The 22,214-nt window shown below is 43.6% G+C and carries 17 protein-coding genes and 4 pseudogenes; 11 read left to right on the top strand and 10 right to left on the bottom strand.

Going from position 1 to position 22,214, the window contains the following annotated elements:
* Nucleotides 1–287 precede the first annotated feature (287 nt).
* From AB4558_RS06760 to AB4558_RS06740, 5 genes and pseudogenes are all read left to right on the top strand, one after another.
* Nucleotides 288–995, top strand: a pseudogene (locus tag AB4558_RS06760) (IS5 family transposase); the annotation flags it as partial.
* A gap of 164 nt (nt 996–1,159) precedes the next feature.
* A complete protein-coding gene (locus tag AB4558_RS06755; RefSeq protein WP_372072573.1) occupies nt 1,160–2,362 on the top strand; it encodes a DUF1611 domain-containing protein in 1,203 nt (400 codons plus the stop codon).
* Nucleotides 2,359–3,484, top strand: a pseudogene (locus AB4558_RS06750) (alanine/ornithine racemase family PLP-dependent enzyme). Before AB4558_RS06755 ends, AB4558_RS06750 begins: the two are co-directional and overlap by 4 nt.
* On the top strand, nt 3,441–3,806 hold the full coding sequence (gene gspS2, locus AB4558_RS06745; RefSeq protein ID WP_016788065.1) for a type II secretion system pilot lipoprotein GspS-beta: 366 nt from the start codon (nt 3,441–3,443) through the stop codon (nt 3,804–3,806). Before AB4558_RS06750 ends, gspS2 begins: the two are co-directional and overlap by 44 nt.
* Complete coding sequence (locus tag AB4558_RS06740) at nt 3,807–4,037, top strand: hypothetical protein (protein ID WP_004735670.1); 231 nt, start codon at nt 3,807–3,809, stop codon at nt 4,035–4,037.
* A gap of 136 nt (nt 4,038–4,173) precedes the next feature.
* Here AB4558_RS06740 and AB4558_RS06735 read toward each other — a convergent pair.
* Nucleotides 4,174–5,071 (bottom strand): annotated as a pseudogene (locus AB4558_RS06735) (IS3 family transposase); the annotation flags it as partial.
* Nucleotides 5,072–5,134: 63 nt separating this feature from the next.
* Here AB4558_RS06735 and AB4558_RS06730 point away from each other — a divergent pair.
* Nucleotides 5,135–5,923, top strand: a pseudogene (locus AB4558_RS06730) (tyrosine-type recombinase/integrase); the annotation flags it as partial.
* A gap of 111 nt (nt 5,924–6,034) precedes the next feature.
* Here the strand turns inward: AB4558_RS06730 and tdh are convergent.
* Nucleotides 6,035–7,066, bottom strand: coding sequence for an L-threonine 3-dehydrogenase (tdh, locus tag AB4558_RS06725; protein WP_050649238.1), 1,032 nt, complete (start codon nt 7,064–7,066; stop codon nt 6,035–6,037).
* Nucleotides 7,067–7,176: 110 nt separating this feature from the next.
* On the bottom strand, nt 7,177–8,370 hold the full coding sequence (locus AB4558_RS06720) for a glycine C-acetyltransferase (protein ID WP_055319414.1): 1,194 nt from the start codon (nt 8,368–8,370) through the stop codon (nt 7,177–7,179).
* 455 nt (nt 8,371–8,825) lie between these two features.
* Here AB4558_RS06720 and AB4558_RS06715 point away from each other — a divergent pair, with 455 nt between their 5' ends.
* Nucleotides 8,826–9,758, top strand: a complete 933-nt coding sequence (locus AB4558_RS06715) for a LysR family transcriptional regulator (protein WP_017059538.1) — start codon at nt 8,826–8,828, stop codon at nt 9,756–9,758.
* The gene (locus AB4558_RS06710) at nt 9,758–10,141 is read left to right on the top strand and encodes a VOC family protein (RefSeq protein ID WP_102393573.1); all 384 of its coding nucleotides are present in this window, start codon (nt 9,758–9,760) and stop codon (nt 10,139–10,141) included. The genes AB4558_RS06715 and AB4558_RS06710 overlap by 1 nt, the downstream gene beginning before the upstream one ends.
* 111 nt (nt 10,142–10,252) lie before the next feature.
* Here the strand turns inward: AB4558_RS06710 and AB4558_RS06705 are convergent, their stop codons facing one another.
* From AB4558_RS06705 to AB4558_RS06690, 4 genes are all read right to left on the bottom strand, one after another.
* Complete coding sequence (locus tag AB4558_RS06705) at nt 10,253–11,788, bottom strand: PepSY-associated TM helix domain-containing protein (protein WP_372072575.1); 1,536 nt, start codon at nt 11,786–11,788, stop codon at nt 10,253–10,255.
* Between the two features lie 111 nt (nt 11,789–11,899).
* Nucleotides 11,900–12,250: a hypothetical protein gene (locus tag AB4558_RS06700; RefSeq protein ID WP_372072577.1), complete on the bottom strand. Its 351-nt coding sequence runs from the start codon at nt 12,248–12,250 to the stop codon at nt 11,900–11,902.
* A gap of 301 nt (nt 12,251–12,551) precedes the next feature.
* Nucleotides 12,552–12,947, bottom strand: a complete 396-nt coding sequence (locus AB4558_RS06695) for a cytochrome b562 (protein ID WP_017059534.1) — start codon at nt 12,945–12,947, stop codon at nt 12,552–12,554.
* 144 nt (nt 12,948–13,091) lie between these two features.
* Nucleotides 13,092–13,838 (bottom strand): phosphatase, encoded by a 747-nt coding sequence (locus AB4558_RS06690; protein WP_372072578.1) that lies wholly within the window; start codon nt 13,836–13,838, stop codon nt 13,092–13,094.
* A 321-nt stretch (nt 13,839–14,159) separates the two neighbouring features.
* Here AB4558_RS06690 and AB4558_RS06685 point away from each other — a divergent pair, with 321 nt between their 5' ends.
* Nucleotides 14,160–17,183 carry an HD domain-containing phosphohydrolase gene (locus AB4558_RS06685; RefSeq protein WP_372072580.1) on the top strand — a complete coding sequence of 1,008 codons (3,024 nt, stop codon included), beginning with the start codon at nt 14,160–14,162 and terminating at the stop codon, nt 17,181–17,183.
* 42 nt (nt 17,184–17,225) lie between these two features.
* Here the strand turns inward: AB4558_RS06685 and AB4558_RS06680 are convergent, their stop codons facing one another.
* Nucleotides 17,226–18,245 carry a DMT family transporter gene (locus AB4558_RS06680; RefSeq protein ID WP_372072582.1) on the bottom strand — a complete coding sequence of 340 codons (1,020 nt, stop codon included), beginning with the start codon at nt 18,243–18,245 and terminating at the stop codon, nt 17,226–17,228.
* Nucleotides 18,246–18,336: 91 nt separating this feature from the next.
* On the opposite strand from AB4558_RS06680, the gene AB4558_RS06675 reads away from it, so the two are divergent.
* Nucleotides 18,337–19,284, top strand: coding sequence for a LysR substrate-binding domain-containing protein (locus tag AB4558_RS06675; RefSeq protein WP_017064800.1), 948 nt, complete (start codon nt 18,337–18,339; stop codon nt 19,282–19,284).
* Between the two features lie 36 nt (nt 19,285–19,320).
* On the top strand, nt 19,321–19,641 hold the full coding sequence (locus AB4558_RS06670) for a heavy metal-binding domain-containing protein (RefSeq protein WP_004730185.1): 321 nt from the start codon (nt 19,321–19,323) through the stop codon (nt 19,639–19,641).
* Between the two features lie 106 nt (nt 19,642–19,747).
* Here the strand turns inward: AB4558_RS06670 and AB4558_RS06665 are convergent, their stop codons facing one another.
* Together AB4558_RS06665 and AB4558_RS06660 are read right to left on the bottom strand one after the other, a co-directional pair.
* Nucleotides 19,748–21,004 (bottom strand): peptidoglycan DD-metalloendopeptidase family protein, encoded by a 1,257-nt coding sequence (locus AB4558_RS06665; RefSeq protein ID WP_017064801.1) that lies wholly within the window; start codon nt 21,002–21,004, stop codon nt 19,748–19,750.
* 161 nt (nt 21,005–21,165) lie between these two features.
* Nucleotides 21,166–22,005, bottom strand: a complete 840-nt coding sequence (locus tag AB4558_RS06660; protein WP_017069419.1) for a tetratricopeptide repeat protein — start codon at nt 22,003–22,005, stop codon at nt 21,166–21,168.
* Between the last annotated feature and the right edge of the window lie 209 nt (nt 22,006–22,214).

Genomic DNA, 22,214 nt, shown 5'->3' with positions numbered 1-22,214 from the left:
ATAGACAGGATCTTAAGAGCTAACTTGTTTATTTAGATAGAAAAAAGGCTTCATTTATGATCAGATAATCGTCGCCAAACAAACTACCTACATCAATAGTGAAGCCGATGACGATTATCTCCTTACAGAAGCAATTTAAGCAATTCTTTAATGCTGACAGGCGTTGTTGATCAAATCAGCTTGAAGATCAACGACACCGTTCAATGGGACAATAAAAAGTAATGTTCCAATGGCCTTGGTTAGGATTCATAGTGATCCGTGCCAGAAGTTTTGGACACTGAGTTAAGTTCCAGTACTCTGATACAGCGATTGAAACTGCCCTGATGATTAAGGGGATATTCTCTCTGCCATTACGTGCTCTTCAAGGTTTTATCAACTCTATCTTTGAGCTAATGGATGTTCCGCTGACCTCTCCTGGCTACACATGTATTAGTAAACGCTCGAAGACGGTTCAGGTCAAATATCGCAATAGGTCTAGAGGGGCTATTCACCATATAGCCATTGATTCGACAGGCCTCAAAGTCTTTGGTGAAGGTGAGTGGAAAGTAAAAAAGCATGGTGCAGAAAAACGAAGAACATGGCGTAAGCTGCACTTAGCTGTAGATGTGGATACTCACGAAGCGATTAGTGCGGAAGTCAGCCTTGTAAATGTTGGCTATAGTGAAGTGCTACCAACATTACTCAACCCTTTACGCAGAAAGGTTCATACCGAATCTACCTATGGAGCATATGACACAAAAAGTTGTCATGAAACCCTGAAAAATAAAGGCTGTACTCCGTTGATACCACCTCGAAAGAATGCAGTACATTGGGAGGATGGTCATCCCAGAAACGAAGCAGTAACGGCTCTGAAAAATGGGACAATATCGGAGTGGAAAACAGAGTCTGGTTATCACTATCGCTCAATATCTGAGACCGCAATGTCTCGATACAAGGGATTAACAAGCGGTAAATTGAGTTTGAGAAATTACAACGCTCAAGTGGGCGAAGTCTGAAAGTAATAGACTCAGAAAGCGTATTAATAATAACCAACAAAAGTCTGGTGAGTGTGTTACCTTGGTTGTTATCCCTACCGCTTAGTAGGGACTTCTTTTCTTTTCCGAACTCGCAAATCGGCACTCCTTAGTCGCCCTCCTAAGCCATACTGCAGGCTTTAATTATGTCCATCTCAACCGAAAAGTTAAGAAATATATTCAAACTCTCTAGAATTGAAAATGTAGATACCAACAACGTACCCCATATAGCTCCTTGGTTACCACTTGCTCAAAAAGTAAATCCGGTCATCCCTTCTGCAATTATATATTGCGAAGGTAATTTTGGTAAAATTGATGGTAAAACCGCTAATGGGTTAGTGAGGCATTCGTTAAGCTATCGTATTCTATCGGTTATTGATAGTGAGTCTGCTGGCTTAGATGCTGGTGAAGTTCTTGATAACAAAGCCAATGGAATACCGATCCTTGCCAATGCTGAAGAAGCTATCATTCACGCGGAAAGCATTCCCGATTATTTCATTTTTGGCATTGCGCCATCAAGTGGTTTTTTATCTGACTTAGATAAAAGCATCATTTTAAATGCCATGTCATTAGGAATGAACATCGTAAATGGCTTACATGAATTTCTAACCGACGATCCTCTGTTTTTAGAAGCCAGTTTAAAGAATAACGTTCGAATATTCGATACTCGCAAACCCAAAAGTAAAGGCGATCTGAAAACGTTTAGCGGGAAAATACACAACGTTAAATGTCCGAGAATTGCTGTAATGGGGACGGATTGCGCGCTAGGAAAACGAACAACAGCAACAATATTGGCGAATGAACTGACTAAAAAAGGCCTTAACGTCGTTCTGATTGCCACTGGTCAAACAGGTATTATGCAAGGCGCACAATACTGCGTTGCACTCGATGCAGTCCCTTCACAATTTTGTGCCGGTGAATTGGAATCTGTCATTGTACAGGCCTATGAAAAAGAAAATCCGGATCTGATAATTGTTGAGGGGCAAGGAGCCTTGAGTCACCCTGCGTTTTCAACCAGCGCTTTTATCTTACGTGGCAGTTGTCCAACGGGTGTGATACTGCAACATGCCCCTAAACGTTTATATCGTAGTGATTTTCCTGATTGCCCAATGCCTTCGATTGCCTCAGAAATCAATCTTATCGAAACGTTTTCTAATACCAATGTTATTGGACTAACACTGAATCATGAAGATATGTCGTTGGATGAAACACGTTGTGCGATAGACACTTACACTACCGAATTTGGTCTACCGGTTACTGATGTCTTGTCACAGCCTGTTGAACATCTACTGCACATCGTAACGTCAGCCTTCCCTATAATAGCAAGTAAACTGGCCGAAAAAGGGTGAACTACCCTAGGTTAGACATCGATTGTGGGAAAGTTCATCATAACGCTCAGTTCCTGATTTCTCAGCTATCACTGAAAAATATATCCGTTACGCCTGTAACAAAAGTCTTCCTCGGCCACCCTATCATCGCACAAGTTCTTATTGATGCTGGCGCAACAATGTTAGCCGATTCAAGAATCGAAAATCTTCAAAAGATGACTGAAATTGGCATTGCTATCCCTAAAATGCTGATACGTACACCCATGCTCAGTCAAGTGGCAAGCGTAATAAAATACAGTGATATGAGTTTAAACTCTGAAGTTGAAGTGATTCAGAGGCTTTCACATGCAGCGGAACAACAAAATTGCTGTCACGGTATCATTATTATGGTTGAGCTTGGCGATCTCAGAGAAGGTGTGATGCCAAATCGCGTGATTGATTTTATCCGAGAGATTATTTCTTTACCAAACATCACGATAAAAGGAATTGGTACGAATTTAGCCTGTCGGTATGGTGTCGCTCCAGATGATCAAAATATGAGTATTCTTTCTGAGCTTGCCGATGGAATTGAAGCTACATTTGGGGTCAGTCTAGAAATTATTTCAGGGGGTAATTCTGCTTCAGTTAACTGGGCTCTTCAGAGAACAGGCTTAACTCGAGTCAATAACCTTCGTATAGGAGAAGCCATTTTTTTAGGCTGTGAGCCTTTAGAACACGAAAATATCAAAGGCTTACATACGGATGCGGTTTCTTTGACCGCTGAAGTGATTGAATCCAAGACTAAACCGACTTTGCCTTGGGGGAGTCGGGGGTTAAATGCTTTTGGTGAAAAAGAAAACCTTCAAGATAGAGGGGAGGTCTCACAAGCTATTCTAGCATTAGGCCGCCAAGATGTTTGTGTCAGCGGGCTTAAGGCTCCGAATGGGATTAAGATCATGTCTTCAACCAGTGATCATCTTGTCCTTGAATCCTCACAGAAACCACTATTTGTAGGGGAAAAAGTCACATTCAGTTTAGATTACAGTGCGCTCTTATCTTCTATATCTTCACGTTATATCCATAAATATTTTAAGGCACCTAAAGGAAGAAGGAGCGCATAATGCTACGAACAACTGTAATTCTCTTCGTCAGTGTCATGCTTAACGGTTGTCAGATAAGCCCAATAAAATCTAATGGACTTGCCGATTATAGAGCGACAGTTATTTCAAGCCAACTTCCACAAGAGTTAGGCTCAATCACACTCGTAAATGCACAGTCAGAGGGCGATAGTGTCACTCTTGTTTTCGTAAAAAAGAAAACTTTGAATATGGACCGCTTAGTAGAAAAAGTCGCCGTTAGTTTTTGTGACAACATCGAAATAAGACCACTATTAGAGAGTGGGATCTCTTATCGAATCATTACCTTAGGAAAAAATGAGAAAGTAGAAAGCCTTAACGTCATTTCTCTAGCTAAGTGCTCTAATTGAATGCTTAGCAGTCGAATGGATAAAAGCCAATACGAGTTGTTCAATGTACTCAATGACACTATTTTATTGAGGTTTGACCGCCTTACGCCTTGGGAAAAAAACTTTATCACAGAGTTACACCATAAGGTCGTAACTAGACAACTCATTTCAATTAAACAAAAACAGCTTGCTTTAAAAATTTCAATGAAAGCCTATAAATCAAAGAAGAAAAACGCGCGTTCCAACGTTTAATTTAAGCTTGTGTATACCTAATCTGTTCAAGGTCCTCTAAACCTTGGACAGATTAGTAGTATTTGCACTTAACGTATTGAAAATAATCAAGTGTAGCGGTGAATGGGTAACAACTTTCAGCGTAATGGCAATTGAAATAGTCTTTCGAGCAGTACTGACTACCTCGATCGCTATGAGTTATAACCTGCTCAGGGAATCCTCGACGGAATAAAGCCATCGATAAGGCATCACAGACCAGTGAGGCCGTCATTCTCGTATCCATAGACCAACCAATTACTTGCCTTGAATATAGGTCAATAATGACAGCTAAGTACAGCCAGCCTTCGCTTGTGGCAACATAAGTAATGTCTCCTGCCCATTTTTGATTCGGAGCCGTTGCGTTAAAATCTTGAGCGAGCAAGTTCGGAGCAACGGGCATTTTATGCTTACTGTCCGTTGTACACTTAAACTTGCGTGCTGCTTTCGCTACTAAATCCTGACGTTTCATACTGGCGGCAATGGTCTTAACATTATGGTTATCACCGCTCTCTGCCAGTTCTTTCTGAATACGTCTGAGCCATCTCATTCTTTGCTAACGTCAAAGGCTTCTTTTACCTTGGTATCAAGCTTTTGGCGCTCTGTCTCACGTTGAATCGCCTTGTGGCGGTTCTCAACCCAATAATAAAACCCACTTCAAGAAACTCTGAACACCTTAGCCATACGGGAAATACTGAAACTCAGCAGGTGTTCGAGCATAAATTCATAGCAATTTACTTTAGATTTTTCGCGAAGTAGGTGGCGGCCTTTTTTACGATGTCTAGCTCTTCTGCTTGCTCTGCCAACTGCCTTTTTAGCTTAGCGACTTCAACGGCCAATTCTTGTTCTCGTTGGCTAATATTAGAATTCTTCTTTGTGGCTTTTCGCCAACCATAGATCTGAGATTCATGTAACGAGAGCTGTCTTGCAGCTGTAGCGACTCCCACTTTCTCTGCCAACTTCAGGGTTTTGGCTTTAAATTCAGGAGAATGGATAATACGTTTCTTCTTGCTTGTTATGGTTCACCTCATTAGTGATTGTACTCACTTAACTCAGTGTCCAAAACTACTGGTGCGGATCAGCAAGCTCGGGATCTGATAGCCAAAACAATTGAAGGATTAGGTAACCCGATTGCCTACCACCTTAAAGAACGAGACTACTTGGACTATCGTGCAACACGAATACCTTACCGTGGCAAAAATAAATCTGTTGAGATTTCACCAACAACACATAACATGGAATTGATTTATCTAAAGGGAATGTTCAAGAAACTAATCAAGTACAATCAATGGAAATACCCCAACCCGATTGAAGCTATCGATACAATCAAAACTAGCGAGAAGAACCTGGCATATCTAACCAAGCCACAAATTGAAGAGTTCCTATTTAACCTGAAGAATTTCAACCGCGTAATTACAGTCTCGATTCCACAGCTCATTGTAATCTCTAAGATTTGCTTAGCCACCGGTGCTCGTATAAGTGAAGCTCTCACTCTTACCCGTTCACAAGTAGCTGAATTCAAGCTAACTTACACCGAGACAAAAGGTAAGAGAAATCGAAGTGTGCCCATCTCACCTGCTTTGTATCATGAGATCTTAGATATCGCAGTGAACGACCATAAGATTTTTGACACTACTTATAAGGATGCCTGGCGCTACATTAAAAGGGCTTTACCTAATCATGCTCCAAGTGGGCAAGCAACGCATGTTCTACGGCATACATTTGCTTCGCACTTTATGATGAATAAAGGGGATATTTTGGTGTAACAGCGGATTCTAGGTCACACAAAAATTGAGCAGACAATGGCGTATTCTCACTTTGCTCCCGAGCATTTGATGCAGGCAGTTCACCTCAATCCTTTAGAAAATTAATGGCGACAAAATGGCGACAGCCACTGTAATCGAGCGTTATTTAGCGGTTTTAGACGTAAAAAAGGCGACAATTTAACCTGTCGCCTTTTACTAATGAGAGCCTAATTTAGACTATTCCCAATCAAGGATAACCTTTCCTGAAAGCCCGCTACGCATAGCGTCGAAGCCTTTTTGGAAGTCATCAACCTTGAAGTGATGCGTGATAATTGGCGTTAAATCTAGGCCTGATTGGATTAGTGAAGCCATCTTGTACCAAGTTTCGAACATCTCACGACCGTAGATACCTTTGATAACCAAGCCTTTAAAGATGACTTGGTTCCAGTCTACTGCCATGTCTGATGGTGGAATACCTAGTAGAGAGATCTTACCGCCGTGGTTCATGTTAGTTAGCATGCTATTGAACGCAGATGGGTTACCAGACATTTCTAGGCCTACATCGAAGCCTTCTGTCATGCCAAGATCAGACATTACGTCTTCAAGCTTCTCTTCCATCACGTTTACTGCGCGAGTCACACCCATTTTCTTAGCAAGATCTAGGCGGTATTCGTTTACGTCAGTGATTACAACGTGACGAGCACCAACGTGCTTAGCAACAGCTGCAGCCATGATACCGATTGGACCAGCACCAGTAATTAGCACGTCTTCGCCAACTAGGTCGAAAGAAAGTGCTGTGTGTACTGCGTTACCAAACGGGTCAAAGATTGAAGCTAGATCGTCAGAGATTTCTGCAGGGATCTTAAATGCGTTGAACGCAGGGATCACAAGGAACTCAGAGAACGCACCAGTGCGGTTAACACCAACACCTGTTGTGTTACGACAAAGGTGAGTACGGCCGCCACGACAGTTACGACAGTGACCACATGTGATGTGACCTTCGCCAGATACACGGTCGCCGATTTCAAAACCACGAACTTCTTGGCCAATGCCAACAACTTCACCCACGTATTCGTGACCTACTACCATAGGTACTGGGATTGTGTTTTGTGACCACTCATCCCAGTTGTAGATATGTACGTCAGTACCACAAATTGCGGTTTTCTTAATACGAATAAGAAGATCATTATGACCCATTTCAGGTTTTTCAACCTCGGTCATCCAAATGCCTTCTTCAGGCTTTAGCTTAGAAAGTGCTTTAATTTTCATAATGTTACCTAGTTCATCTAGCCTAACTGTAAGGCGAGAATCAAAAATCTATATGTTCTACTGGGTGTTGTTCTATCTAATTAAAGGATGCTCGTGGCACCCCTTCAAAATTAGATGATTGCCATGTCTTTACCAACTTGGATGAACGCATCGATTGCGCGGTCTAGTTGCTCACGAGAGTGTGCAGCAGACATTTGCGTACGGATACGAGCTTGACCTTTTGGTACTACAGGGAAAGAGAAACCTACAACGTAGATGCCTTTCTCTAGTGCGCGCTCAGCGAACTCAGCCGCTACTTTTGCATCACCAAGCATGATTGGGATGATTGCGTGGTCTGCACCGCCCATAGTGAAGCCAGCTTCTTCCATGCGAGTACGGAAGTGAGCAGAGTTTTCCCATAGTTGAGTACGTAGGTCGCCAGATTCCGCAAGAAGATCTAGAACGCGGATAGACGCAGATACGATTGCAGGAGCAACAGAGTTAGAGAATAGGTATGGACGAGAACGCTGACGTAGCCAGTCGATCACTTCTTTCTTACCAGAAGTGTAACCGCCTGAAGCGCCACCCATTGCTTTACCAAGAGTACCAGTGATGATATCGATACGGTCTACAACGTTGTGGAACTCGTGAGTACCCGCTCCGTTTTCGCCCATGAAGCCCACTGCGTGAGAGTCATCAACCATTACTAGTGCATCGTACTTGTCTGCAAGGTCACAGATAGCAGGAAGGTTAGCCACTACGCCGTCCATTGAGAACACACCGTCAGTTACGATTAGTGTGTGACGAGCGCCAGCTTCTTTAGCAGCGATAAGTTGCTGCTCTAGCTCTTCCATGTTGTTGTTCGAGTAACGGAAACGCATTGCTTTACACAGACGAACGCCATCGATGATAGATGCGTGGTTTAGTGCGTCAGAGATGATTGCGTCTTCTTTACCTAGAATTGTTTCGAACAAACCAGCGTTTGCATCAAAACAAGATGTGTAAAGGATAGTGTCTTCTTTACCTAGGAACGTAGAAAGCTTTTGCTCTAGTTCTTTGTGAGAATCTTGAGTACCACAGATGAAACGTACTGAAGCCATACCAAAACCGTGCTGATCCATACCATCTTTAGCTGCTTCGATAAGAGCTGGGTGGTTAGCAAGACCTAAGTAGTTGTTTGCACAGAAGTTTAGTACTTCTTCACCAGTCGAGATAGAAACCGCTGCTTTTTGTGCAGAAGTAATAATGCGCTCAGACTTGTAAAGACCTTCTTCTTTAACTTCTTCGATTTGAGTTTGAATCTGTTGGTAAAATGCAGAAGACATTGTCTCATTCCTTCCTAGTTATAATTTAGCAGCATCGCGCGCCGCTTTATGTAGGGATGTAAACGATCTCAACACGATCATTTACACTGTAAAACTTATGCCTATATTCTAGTTGAACATCCCCGTTCCGATTATCCCTTTAGTTGGAAAAACATTAATGAATCACAGGCACTAATAATAGTTCATCCCAGTGACATAGGGCACATTAACGCCCTTCACCTGCTTTTTTAAACGCCAAATTAGCTATAATTTCCGTCTAATTTCGCTTTCATATCAAATCTCAATTTTTCATCTCAGAATGCGCAGCAGCAACGCCGCTATACAGATGAGCTTCAAACACAACAACCTATCAGAGCAATCACGTCAATCAATTAATGAAATTGATTCACAAATCAAAGTAAATCGCTCACAATTACCATTAAGTTCATCGTTGAAACTAGCTTAACTGGATACTTATGATTAACCCAAAACTCATCGCCCTGCTTCCGGATCTCGCCTCGTTCATTTTGGTGGTTAACGAAGGTAGTTTTACGGCTGCAGCAAAACAGTTAGGCGTGACACCATCAGCCTTGAGTAAGCTCATCACCCGCTTGGAAAAAGCGCTATCGGTGAAACTGTTTGAGCGTACCACTCGTACCCTTATCATTACGCAAGCGGGTCAATTGGTTTATGATCAGAGTGTGGTGATGATCAACGCAGCGCAACAAGCCGTTGAACTGTCTACCTCCGACCATACCGAACCTGCAGGCTCGATAACGGTAGCGGCGCCTGAAGCCTTCTTGAATTCGGTATTGCAGCCTTTCGTTGTTCCATTCTTAAATCAGTATCCAGAAATCCAACTTAAATTGAGAGCGGCTGACGGCGACATCGATATTTTACGTCAAGGCATCGACATTGCTTTCCGCCTGACTGATAAGCCCGACGAAAGCTTAGTATTGAAAGAGTTAGGAAAAACAAACCTCGTGTTGTGTGCAAGCCCTGACTATTTAGATGCCAAGGGGATTCCTCACCACCCTACCGAGCTGTCTGAACACGACTGTTTGTATCTTGCAGAGACAGACAAAGATCACATTTGGGATTTTCTTAAAGATGATGAATTTCACACAGTACCCGTCAGTGGACGTTACGCAGTTAACCACTCGCAGATGCGACTGAAAGGTGTGAAAGAAGGTCTAGGCGTCGGTATTTTCCATGACTTCGTGATTCAAGATGCGTTGGCTGAAGGGTCTGTAGTACAAGTGTTGGAAGATTGGACCATCAAGAGTAATTACCATGGTGCGATTGCGATGCAGTTTGCTCAAACCAAGTACATGCCCGCTCGACTGCGTGTATTCATTGATTACGCCATGGAGCACTTAGGTGACAAGTTGGCAGGAGAAATAAACTGATGTTGAAAGGAATACACCACGCAGCCATAATCTGTTCAAACTACAACGCATCGAAGCACTTTTACACCGAGATTTTAAAACTTGAGATCATTGCCGAAAACTATCGAGAGGCTCGCCAGTCGTACAAACTTGATTTAGCGCTACCTAATGGTGCTCAGATAGAACTATTCAGCTTCCCTAACGCACCGGAAAGACCTAGCTTTCCTGAAGCTCAAGGGCTAAGACACTTAGCTTTTTGTGTTGATGACGTTCAACAAATCAAAAGCTATTTGGAAGAACAAAGAATCGAAGTCGAACAGATCCGAATTGATGAATTTACAGGTAAAGCATTTACTTTTTTTGCCGATCCTGACGGGCTTCCGTTAGAGCTTTATGAAATCTAGAGCTTTATCAAATATAGAGCTGTACAAGTCTAACGTCTTCTTAATAAACAGAGCATGTCATCTGAATAATGAAACTGACCTCCTGAAAAAGGAGGTCAGTTTGTATATCAATTAACTCAATGCCGTCTTGAATTTCTCAACGCGTGAAAATAGTAACCAATCCAGCAGCATTGCTGTCACGATCGTCGCTCCCGCCAGTGGAAACAGTACTGAAATAACTATCACGATCACTAAACCTGTCTTCCAAAGCCCTGCATCGCCAAACTTCGGTGGCGTGCCAAGCTTTCTTTGACCTGAAGGTCTACGTATCCACCACATCACACCGCCAGTCACGGACACAACAATGAACGCCAAACAAAACAAAGCATTTAGAAGCTTGTTAATGATGTTGATGTCACCTTGATGCAATGAAATACCTACCGCTAACGTTTTGGCAATGAAGTTATAATCTTGCCATGTCACCTCACCCAGAATACGACCTGAGTATTGGTCGAGGTGCGTAGTACGGTCCTGCGTTGGATCAATGATGTCACCGCCCATAGTGTTGGCTGTGACCGTGTAAACACCCGTTTCTGAACGCGGGAAATTCACCTTGTATCGTGTAAAGCCAAGTGAGTATGCTTTTTCAGTAACGTCATCAATGTCGAAGTTGCTTGCTGACAACACATGTTGAGAGTGATCTTCACCCATCTTAGAGTGATCATGAGGTTCCGTCGCCTCTTCCACATGATGAACGTGTTCTGCTGGCTTATCTTGAGACAAAGGCAATAGTGTTTGCTCCAAGTTCCAAGGTAGCTCTTCTTCTGAGCCATGGTTGAGGGAAGCGTGCGTCTTATCAGACAACGGAATATCGTCCCACATTTGAGCAGGGAAAGTGCTCCATGCTTGAACAAGCTTACCGCCCCAAAAACCTGTCCATGCCAATCCAGACAGAATAAACAACAACAGAACGAGCGATAACACACCTCCAATGTTCGCATGCAGATCACGCATTAAAATACGCGTTCCTGAACCAAATCGAAGCTTAAGAAAACCAGCGCGGCTCGCGTTATCTCTAGGTAACCATAAGTAAATACCACTGATGAGCAACAGAATAGACAAGCTTATTGCGACTTCAATTAGATAATCACCCCAATCACCAATCAACAAAGTGCCGTGAATGTCATTCGCGAGTTGGTACAGGCTGTCGCTACGCGGAATCTCTCCGACCACTTCGCCCGTATATTGATTTACCGTGGCGAAGACCGATGTGCCGTCTACAAGTGCTACCGAAAAGCGGTTAGCCAGATCAGGAGCTTTGCTCGGAACAAACTGGGTAACCGAACCTTGTGGGTATTGAAGTTGTACTGCAGCTAACTGTTGTGACACTTTAATCGGCTCGCCCGATGCAACAATCTCTAGGGCTTCGTGGTGGAAAGTCAATTCGATTTCATCATCAAACAGCATCACCAAACCTGTAATGCTCAGCATTAACATAAACGGGATAACAAATAGCCCAGCATAGAAGTGCCAGCGCCATGTGAGGAAATAGAGGGTTTTATTGCGGTCTTTGCTTTCTATATTGGTTTCCGAACCGGTTGTTGCACTGCTTTTAGACTGCGAAGTTGCTTGTGCTTTCGCAGGGGTTTGAGATTCATTTCTCAACATTATAATTTCCTTTGACACACGCAAACATACCTTCTGAAAAATCAGAAAGTAATCTGAGCATGTTTAACTTTACTTAATACTTTATTTTTTAATTATTTTAATGGGTTAGGTTTAAGCAATAACAAAGGGAGGGCCGCGCGGGGCTTGCCTCGTGTAGCGTTCGCTTAGAGCCAAAAAAGCGTAGCTGTCGGAGACAATAGAACTCAGTCGAGTTGTCAGTAGTGTAGTGGGAAGTTCATCTTGGTGAAACGTGGAAAAATGGCTAAACGGACACGGCTTTCCTTTATGAGTATTAGGTTCGCCTTCTTCGATTTGAACCAATTCAAAGCCATTGACCGTACATAACGACGCCCATACTCCCACACTATTACCATGAGCATTGATAACAGGCATTAATGTCACTAGCGCCCAGCTTAATGCTGTTGCAAGTAACATGAAGAAGTTGAACGAGGTTCGGCGCATTATTCCAAGTCTTTATAAATTTCCCTTATTATGAGGGACTTGGAATATAGGTAAACGTAAAGATTAACAGCAAGTTAAAAAATTGAAGCTAACGCACACTCTTTTTCGTTAAATACTGGTTACAACACTAAAACTAAGAAAGTAATACTCATCTCTTTGCAGCAGGCTTTCGACAAAAGAGACAATAAAAACGCCGCCTTACACCTTCCTCGAAAGAGGGTAATGTAAGGCGGCGTTTTAGAAATCGAATCTTGAGGTTTGCTCTTTGTTACCTATCTAGCAAACGTTCATGATTAACGAATTAACCGAAGATCTTGCTCCAGATGCTTGGGTTACGCTTCTCATGGTACTCTTCACGAAGGCCATCAATAGTACGAAGTTCTTGCTGTGCCGACGCTAAGTCACCTTGGTCTAGCTTCTGCTCAATGCTATCCAGTGATGCACTGATCTTTTTGAAGCCTTCCATGAAGTTGTCTTCTTTCTCGACTGGGTAAACACCCGTTTTCAGCTCTGCCACTAGCGTATCTAAACGAACGATAGGCTTTTGCATCTCTTCAATGCTTTGAGCTTCTGCCGCTTGTTTGAACGCAAGCTTCATTTCTTGCATGTTTTTCTTAAGGTCTACATTAGCAAATGCGTTGCCAGACAATACTGAAGCAGCGATTAAGCCAGATAAAAGGATTGAGCGAGTTTTCATTGTTTCTCCAAGTGAAGCGGTGTCTTTGAAGTTAGAGCCGTCATTACTGTGGCACTTCGACTTTATTATTTTCGGCTAGTGTATACAAAAATCTTTCAGGCACAAAAATTGATTGTGTCGAAATGCAAACCCGCCGACATTCTCTTAAACAAGATCTGAATATTCTGGGATTTCATTACGACCGCGCAAGGCCAAAAAGGCTAGGAACTGCTTTGGCGAATGGGTAATCACTTTACTCGAATCTACGCCCACTTCATCTAACAATGCTGCGACTAAGTCTAAGCCACCGACATCTAAACAGAAATGCGCATCGCTGCCTGTTGTAATAAATGCACCCTTCGCTTTCGCTATTCTTGCAATCTCATAGCAGCGGTCAACACTGCCAACTCGGCTATTGCCTTTGAGTGTGGTGTTGTTGATCTCAATCGCCACGTTGTTCTCAACCGCACATTGAATAACGGCTTCGAAATCGAAATCAAAATTAGGATTGCCTAAGTGACCAAGCGCATCAATTCGACCGCCCTTAATCACATTCAACAATGCTTCTGTATGGGTAGCGACATCCGATGGGCGAAATACTGGCTCATGAAAACTCGCGATCACCCAATCCAAGTTCTTATCCACACTCGGATGAATGTCGATTTCACCCTGTGTGTTCATGATGTTTGACTCAACACCTCGAATAATTGCGACATCTTCAATAAAACGAGGGAGCACACGCTGATTGCTGAAGAACCAATAGTGTGGCGAGCCCGGCATTGATTCTGAATGATCAGTAGTACAAAACATGGCTAAACCATTTTGCTTTGCCGACTTGGCGTTTTCGATCAATGTGCTGTAAGCATGACCACTTGCGTATGTGTGGGTGTGAGTATCTACTTTGAGTTCCATGAATCAATGCCCTCTTCGCTCGGTCAAAATACGTTTTTCAGAAAGTAACTCTGAATCTCTTTCAGGAAAAGAATACTTCAGAAAATGAATGCCTAATGGCAACAATTCGGCCAGTTTATCAGCTGAAAGTGACAATTAGCACCCTAACATAAAGGTTTATTACTGGTTCATTTACACGACACGGGAATACGTGGCTAACCAGAGCCAGCCAGCGCTTGGCCTTATCTAAGTAGAACCGCACACACTCGGTAATTGCGCCAATTTTTTGCAACCTACCCAAGTTCGTCAATACTTAAACCAGTCTACAAACCGGAGTGTTAGATGAGAAGAAGACGATATCCGCTGAGTATCCACATCACTAGCCTTTTCCTAATTTTGACAACACTTGTCGGTGCGGTATTGATTTCGATAAGTTATCAGCACTCCCAAGAGCTGCTGCTAGGCACAGTGCGCGAGATCAGTAATGAGCACCGCGACAAACTGGAATCAGTATTTAAACAAGCCATTGCCCCTGTTATCACAACCTTAAATGTGATGGCGGTGAGCCCGTTTGTTGCTCATCAAGCTTCCGCTGTCGAAAAAGACTCTTGGCTTGCTTCGGTCGATATCATCTTCAAGCAAAACACCAATTTGGTCGCTCTATTTTATGGTTCTGAAGATGGTGACTTCAGAATCTTTCGTCCATTAAGCACCAATAAACAGAGAGCCGAAAACAGCGCGCCCGCTAAAGCGACCATGATGGTCAGCAGCACCAATCTAGACGGTGAAAACTTTATTACCTATCTTGATGGCGCACATCAAGTGATCAGTACTCGACAAGCAGAGAGTAAGTTCAACCCCACAACTCGTCCTTGGTTTCGTAACGCAAAGCCTGATGGCTCAATACAACTCTCTGAGCCCTATCTATTCTATTTCCTGCAAACCAATGGCATTACACTCTCTAGGCGTTCTGCCGATGGCAAGCATGTGGTTGGTGCCGACTTTACGTTGAGTTCCCTCTCTTCTCAGATCAGTGAATTAGCTTATTCTCCGCAAACCCGACTCGCCTTGTTCGATCAACATTTTAATCTTCTCGGTCAGCATCAACTTGAGCTATCAGTACCCAAGCCTGACTCCCAATCTGATGACACAAGTAAAACTGAGCAAACGAACAACCAAACGACGGGGAATCTCTCTGGCAGTGAGCAAGACCAAAGCTTCTTTAATGTGCCCAAACGTGAACAGATGGAAGCATTGAAAGCGTCCGTTATTGCGCCGCTTATCTCTGATGAAGAGAAGTTTAACCTCAATCTAAAAAACGTTGAGTACAACTTAAACACTTGGGCACTAACGCTAACGCCGGTTCAACTGACTCAAAATGTCACCTTACACTTGGCAGAAGCGACGCCACACAATGAGCTGCTCGCTGATCTTATCTCGATGCGAGACAAGCAAGTTGCGGTCGCGATTGGGATGTTGTTCACCTGCTTCGCTATCGTATGGTTTGTTGCTAATCGACTGTCTCAGCCACTCAATACGCTGATGCAACTCACCGACAACATCGCTCGATTTGACTTCAGGCGTACTCATTATCCCAAAAGCATGATTCAAGAAGTGGCTAACCTTGCCCACTCGATTGAGCTAATGGAACACACGCTTCATGATCTGATTACCCTACTTCGAGACACCGCCGGGAATCAGGAGTTTTCGATCTTAGCCAAGAACATTGCTCATCAAAGCTATTTAATCACCAAAGCAGAAACCATTGTCCTTTTCACTCAGTCCAAAGAGAAAGACGTGTTTGATACGGCAGCTAACCTTGCCATTCTCCCTTTTAAAGCCGACATCAATGACTTCATCAAACACACGCCTTGGTTGCTGTGTCAGCTTAAGTCTGGTGAGACGATCCATTTGAACCGAAAAGACAATGTTCTCAACTATTACCAAGATTCGATCTTCAATTCAGACCTGTACCTATTTCCACTATTAAACCGAGAGAAACTGTTGGTAGGGATTGTGGCAATTGGCTATGAGAGACCAATTACCAAGATGCAGGCAGACAAGCACGCCTTTTTAAGAGAGTTGCTCAGCTTTGCGGAAATAGCGAAAGACAACATCGACCAAATGCAGCAACAAAAAGACATGCTTAATGCCTTTATTGAGCTGATTGCATCGGCGATTGATACCAAGTCACCTTATACGGGCGGGCATTGCCAACGAGTGCCTGAGCTCACCAAATGGCTAACTCAAGCAACCATAGATGATGACCGCTATTACCCGCAATTCTCATTGGACAGTAAACAGTGGGAAGAGTTGATGCTCGCCGCTTGGCTTCATGACTGCGGCAAGGTGACCACGCCTGAATATGTGGTAGATAAGGCAACAAAACTGGAAACCATTTACGACCGAATCCACGAAGTGCGAATGCGTTTTGAGTTGTTGAAACAGCAAGCGGAAACCGATTACTGGAAAGCGATGGCGAACGGTGCACTACAAGAAGAACAACTCAAAATACTCGAACAAAGCCTGTCTGAACTGGATGAGGAGTTTGCCTTCGTTGCTGAGTGTAATCTTGGCGGCGAATCTATGACGGAAGAGCAGCTAGAACGCTTAGATCAAATAGCCAAACGCCAATGGAAACGTACACTGGATGATCAATTGGGTTTGTCTTGGTCTGAAAAAGAGAGATTTAACACCCAAAAAGAGTCGGTTGAGAAAGAGAGAACTGAGCCAACAAGTCAGGAAAAGGGTTTGCCTGTCATGGAGCCTCTGCTTGCAGACAAACCGGAGCATAAAATACCTTGGGACAATGGCTTTAACCCTGCCGATGTATGGCAAGAAGCGTTTGTACTTAAGCCCGGAGAAGTTAAATACAACCAAGGTGAACTGCACAATTTGAAAGTACGCCGTGGTACGCTAAACGATGAAGAACGTTTCATGATCAACGATCATATTATCCAAACCTTCACCATGCTCAACAAGTTGCCTTACCCGCCTTACCTTCAAAACATTCCGGATATCGCCAGCGGACACCACGAACGTATCGACGGTAAGGGATACCCAAGAGGCTTAAACGAAGACCAGTTACCTCTGCCGTCCAGAGCAATGGCAATTGCTGATGTCTTTGAAGCGCTCACCTCTAGTGATCGCCCTTATAAGAAAGGTAAACTCTTAAGCGAATCACTCAACATCATGACCGACATGGCCACCAGCGGTCATATCGATCCCAAGTTGTATCTGCTGTTTTTGGAAAACAAAATCTACGATAAATACGCTGAGCGATTCCTAGAAATGAACCAACGCTGCGAGATTGACCCGCACGAACACATCGACCGAGTAAAAGAATACATACGCTCATTGTTCTAAGTTTTAAATTAACCATTCAGAGGATAAGCCATAACTCAATGGTTAGCTTTTAGCTGCCGAGTCCAATACCGCAACGTCCACTACAGTCGCTACAGCCACTGTGGTGTGCGGTTTTTGTTTGGCTTTCGCCTTGCTGTGTCTTTTTGCCAGCAATGTATTGGTGATGCTCGCCACGACAATCAGGTTAATGCCAATCATCTGCTGTGTAGAAAACACATCATCAAAGAACAAGCCCTGCCAAAGCGCGCTAAACAGCATGTTAGTAAAAATCAGAGGTGCCAACTGGGAGCCACTGTCTGCAAGCTTATACGCCTTGGAACGGAAGATTTGGGTATTGATGGTAAACATTGCAAGACCAAGTGCTCCGAGAACAATCCAACGTAAGTCATCGAAAGACCACAACGCCGATAAGCTACCTGAGCTTTCAACTACATCAGGAACCGCAGACACTGAAGTAAACACAACCATAGGAATCACAATGATTGCCGCAACTAAAAAGGTCCACGCGTTAAGCTCTGCCGGAGTCAGGCTGGTTTTAGACGCTCGGTACAAACTCACTTGCGAGCCAGAATTAAATACCCCCGCGAGAAGCCCAAGCAGAAGCGTAGGTCTAAAGAACTCCGAACCCAACTCAAACTGCGACCAATCCCCCGCCATCAACACTACGCCAACAAAGGTTATCGCTAAACAAACGATGGTCATTGTATGAATCTTAGTTGCGAATATTAATTTTTCTAACAACGGAATAAACAAAGGCCCTGTACTGAATAACACCACGCCTTCAACCAAAGTTAAGGTTTGCAGTGAAGTAAGGAAACACCACTGACACGCCACCATAAAGATCGCCCGCATCACCAAAGGTTTCCACATTTCTCGTGTCGGCTTGCTGATTTTGTAAAAGGTCAGGAAAAGAAATAAAAACAGACTGGGTAACAAAAAACGCACAAAACTGAGTAACGAAGTGGGCATCACTTCAGATAGATACTTGGCCATCAAGCCACTTAAAGACAAACTGAACGTCGACAACAACATGAAAGTCGTCGCCTTGGTAATATCAGACATAATTATCACCTCCTATGACATCTATTTTAGAGGCGTGACGTAATGAAAAATAGCGAGTAATATTAACGATAACTGTAAGGAAAACTTACCAATGAAAAAACTCGTTCCGCTTAAATCCGTTTATGCTTTCATTGCTGTTGCTGAGACTGGCAGCATGACCGACGCCGCGCGGGTATTGTACGTCAGTCACTCTGCGGTAAGCCAAGCGATAAAGTCGTTAGAACAACTGGTCAACAAGCCTCTGTTTCAACGAGTCGGTCGTCGTGTTGTTCTTAATGCCGCAGGTAAGCGATATTACCGCAAAGTTGCTCCCGCACTTGAGCAAGTGATAGAGGCGACCGAAGAGCTTGCCAGAACGCCTAACGACCACCGCATTACCCTCAACATGGTCAATTCGCTAGCGATGCACTGGTGGATCCCACGAGTTCCCGACTTCCAAGCCTTCGCTCCCTCACTTGATATCCGCATTTCGACGCTAACTGGCCCTTTCGATATCGAGCAGGAAGGGGTCGATGTTGCGCTTGTACATGGCAAACCCAACGAGTGGGAACAATATTACAGCGAGAAACTGGGCGACGATGACCTAGTCTTGGTGTGTAGCCCTACGATATTAAAAAACCAGACCGGATTGAGCGTCGAACAACTCGTCAAACAAAACCCGACCATTGGCGTTTTTAACCTCAGGCGACAACACGACTGGCAAGTGTGGTGCGACAATTACCAAATCCCAATGCCCACATTCCATAGCAACCTGACATTCGATGTCTCCATTCAAGCGGTGCAAGCTTCAATTCGTTCGTTAGGCGTACTAGTAACGCATCGCTTGTTTGTGAAAGATGATATCAGCCATGGGATGCTTGTCGAACTGGGTAAACCGGTTGCTAACCCGCACCAAGATTTTTACTTTGTTTGCCCAAAAAACAAATTAAAACAAGAAAGTGTGCTAAAACTGAGAACATGGTTAAGACATGAATTCACACGCTCAGAGACAGCACTGAACGATGACATTCAAGAGCAAGACCAAACTATCAATCAATAAGCGAGTGACAGCTCAGCAAGCTTACAAGAGGCCATTATGATTATTACCACCACACAATCAGTCGAAGGCAAGCGCATTGTCGATTACAAAGGGGTTATTGCCGGAGAAGCCATTCTAGGGGTGAACGTTTTCAAAGATATGTTTTCAGGAATTCGTGACTTTGTGGGTGGACGTTCTGGCACCTACGAGAAAGAACTGGAAAAAGCACGTAACTACGCGTTCAAAGAGTTAGAACAGAAAGCGATTGAAGCGGGTGCCAACGCGGTGGTAGGCGTAGATATTGATTACGAAGTCTTGGGAACAGGTAATGGCATGTTGATGGTCTCTGCTAGTGGCACGGCAGTGGTGGTTGCTTAACTGAATCACTCGCTAAATCATCCGATTACCTAGAAAAACGCCCCTTAGCTGAATCGCTAGCTAAGGGGCGTTATTGTATTCGCTGCCAAACTAGGCTTGAATATCTCTAACTCGCACGATCTTCTGGCTCAGAAATCATGGCATCAAAAGAGGCAATTCGAGCCAAAAACTCTTTTCTATCTTTAGGCATAATTGAGCTTGCCATTGGTAAGTTCGCCTTCATCGCATCGACGGCGCGACCACGAACCAATACCTCAAAGTGCAAGTGCGGGCCAGTAATACGACCAGTAGCACCCGATAGCGCAATTTTCTGACCTCGCTTAATTTGCTGACCTTTCTTAACTAAGAAGCGGCTCAAGTGAAGATAACGCGTCGTATATACGCTGTTGTGTTCAATCACCAAATATTTACCAGCATACGGGTGGTCACGAAGTGCCACCACTCGACCATCACCAGTTGAGTAGATAGGTGAACCAACAGGTGTCGCAAAGTCGGTACCATTGTGCGGTGAGATTCGCCCAGTTACTGGGTGTCTTCGTGTCGGATTGAACGAAGAAGTGATTCTTCGGAATTTTCTGTCGACTGGGTATCTATCAAAGGCTTGCTCTAGACTATTTCCCTCTCTGTCATAAAAAAGACCATCTGGTGCTAGAAAAGCTGCGACTTCTCGGTTTCTTAATTGAATTGAGATACCTTGAATTTCTGTTTTACCCGTTAGGTGATCATCCGTGTACTGCTCTTTGACCAATACATTGAAGCTATCACCAGCTCTCAGCTCTCGAGCGAAGTTGACTTTGTCTTTTAGTGTGCGGGTGATATTGGCTATCTGGTTAGTAGTTAACCCCGCTTTGTAGGCTGACGTTGAAAAGCTACCGTGAACACTACCCGCATAGAGTTTTTCTTTCCATTCGCCTGGGATCTCGTGGAATTTATAGGTGAAGCTACCATCATCGTTTCGAGTAAAGGCTGCTTGCTCAACCAAACTCTCGTGATAAATCAGCTCCACAAGCTGTTTTGAGTCACTATCCAAAAGCAATTCTAGATGGTCACCAGGTTTTATTGTGTCGAGTTTCAAAGACTCCAGATCCGCTTCCATCACCTTTTGAACGGTTCCATATGGCAGTTGCCATGACGAAAAGATGTTGCTTAGCGTATCGCCAACTTTCACAAAATAATGGACCTTAACCAAAGAGTTGGGAGTCGCTTGCGAGTCGATGACTTCCTTATCATTAGGTTGAGAACCTTGGTAAGGTGTTATTTTGATAGAGATTTCTGGTGCTGGTTTGGAGTGAAAAGAGAGCAAAGCAGCAAGGGAAAATGCGCTGATCGCAGTAACGATCAGACCAATACGGAGGAACTTCATAAAATACTTAGCGGTTATAACAAGGAACTTAGAAAGTGTTATAACATAACAATTAAATCAAAAAAATAAATGAAATGTAAGAAACCATAGCGCGATAGGTGTGAAAGTATGGTGAGCATGCAAAGCCCACCACCTTAGTTAACACGGATCTTTACCTCATATTACTCTTCACGAAGTACTTCGAAGCGTTCTAAGCCTCGCAGCATCTCAAAGTCCGGCTCTTCAGTTAGCAGCTCTCTCATGGACCCACTGGCTTCAATAGCGCGCTCTAAGTCATCGATCGCTTGACCTTCTGCCCCTAATCGAGCATAAGCGCAAGCACGTTGATACAAGGCATGAGCATTTTGGTCATCGACTTCTAATACACGGTTACAAAGACTCATTGCCCAGTGGTATTCCTGTATATCCATAGCAGCGTCAGCTTTGGCAGTAAGTGCTTCTAAATCTCCAGGACGAACCTTCAGTATTTCATCGTAGATTTCAATTTTTTGCTCTGCCGTTTGTGCGTTCTGTGCTCTCAACCATAGGTTATGAATCTCATTGATAATTTCAATTTCGCGGTTGTTGTCGGAAATGATTCTGGTCTTGCGCTTAAGATCCCGTTCAAGAACATTAAACTTCTTCTCATAGTCTTGAGCGATAGAATTAAGTCGCTTATCAGCCATGTCTTGAGTTGTGTGTTTAAGCTCTTTGATGGATTGCCAACCCACCAGCGCGATAAGAGAGGCCACACCAGCAATAATGTAGAAGAAGTAGGTTACGGTTACATTGGCGTAATTCAGAGACTTGTCTGCCACAGTCAGTTCCCGGTCAGTCATCTGAATGGTCAAGCGTCTTTCAAGATCCTGCTGTTCCATTCGAAGCTGCTTCAACTCATCCAAGATATAGCGTTCCATCAGCGGTCTATCCAAATACTCTTGTTCCGAGTACTTAACCTCTTCGCTTGCAAAACTCATCGTGCTGAACACCGAGATAACTGCAATCAATAAGATTCGAAGCATTATACATTCCTTATATATTTATCTTTAGACTAACTGTATCTCGTAATAGGCATACAAGCTAGGAAGTCGACAAGTTTGCTATGTCCATATTGGAATTAACACTCTAAAACATCATTGATAATTATAAAACACCTGAAGCAACATCATTAATTTCTAAATTATAAAAATACCGCGTAATACTGTTCTATATGATTAATTCGCGATGCGAA

The sequence above is a fragment of the Vibrio sp. 10N.222.51.C5 genome (genome assembly GCF_041474575.1).
Taxonomy (GTDB): domain Bacteria; phylum Pseudomonadota; class Gammaproteobacteria; order Enterobacterales; family Vibrionaceae; genus Vibrio; species Vibrio crassostreae_C.
This window is presented reverse-complemented; position numbering and strand designations above follow the sequence as displayed.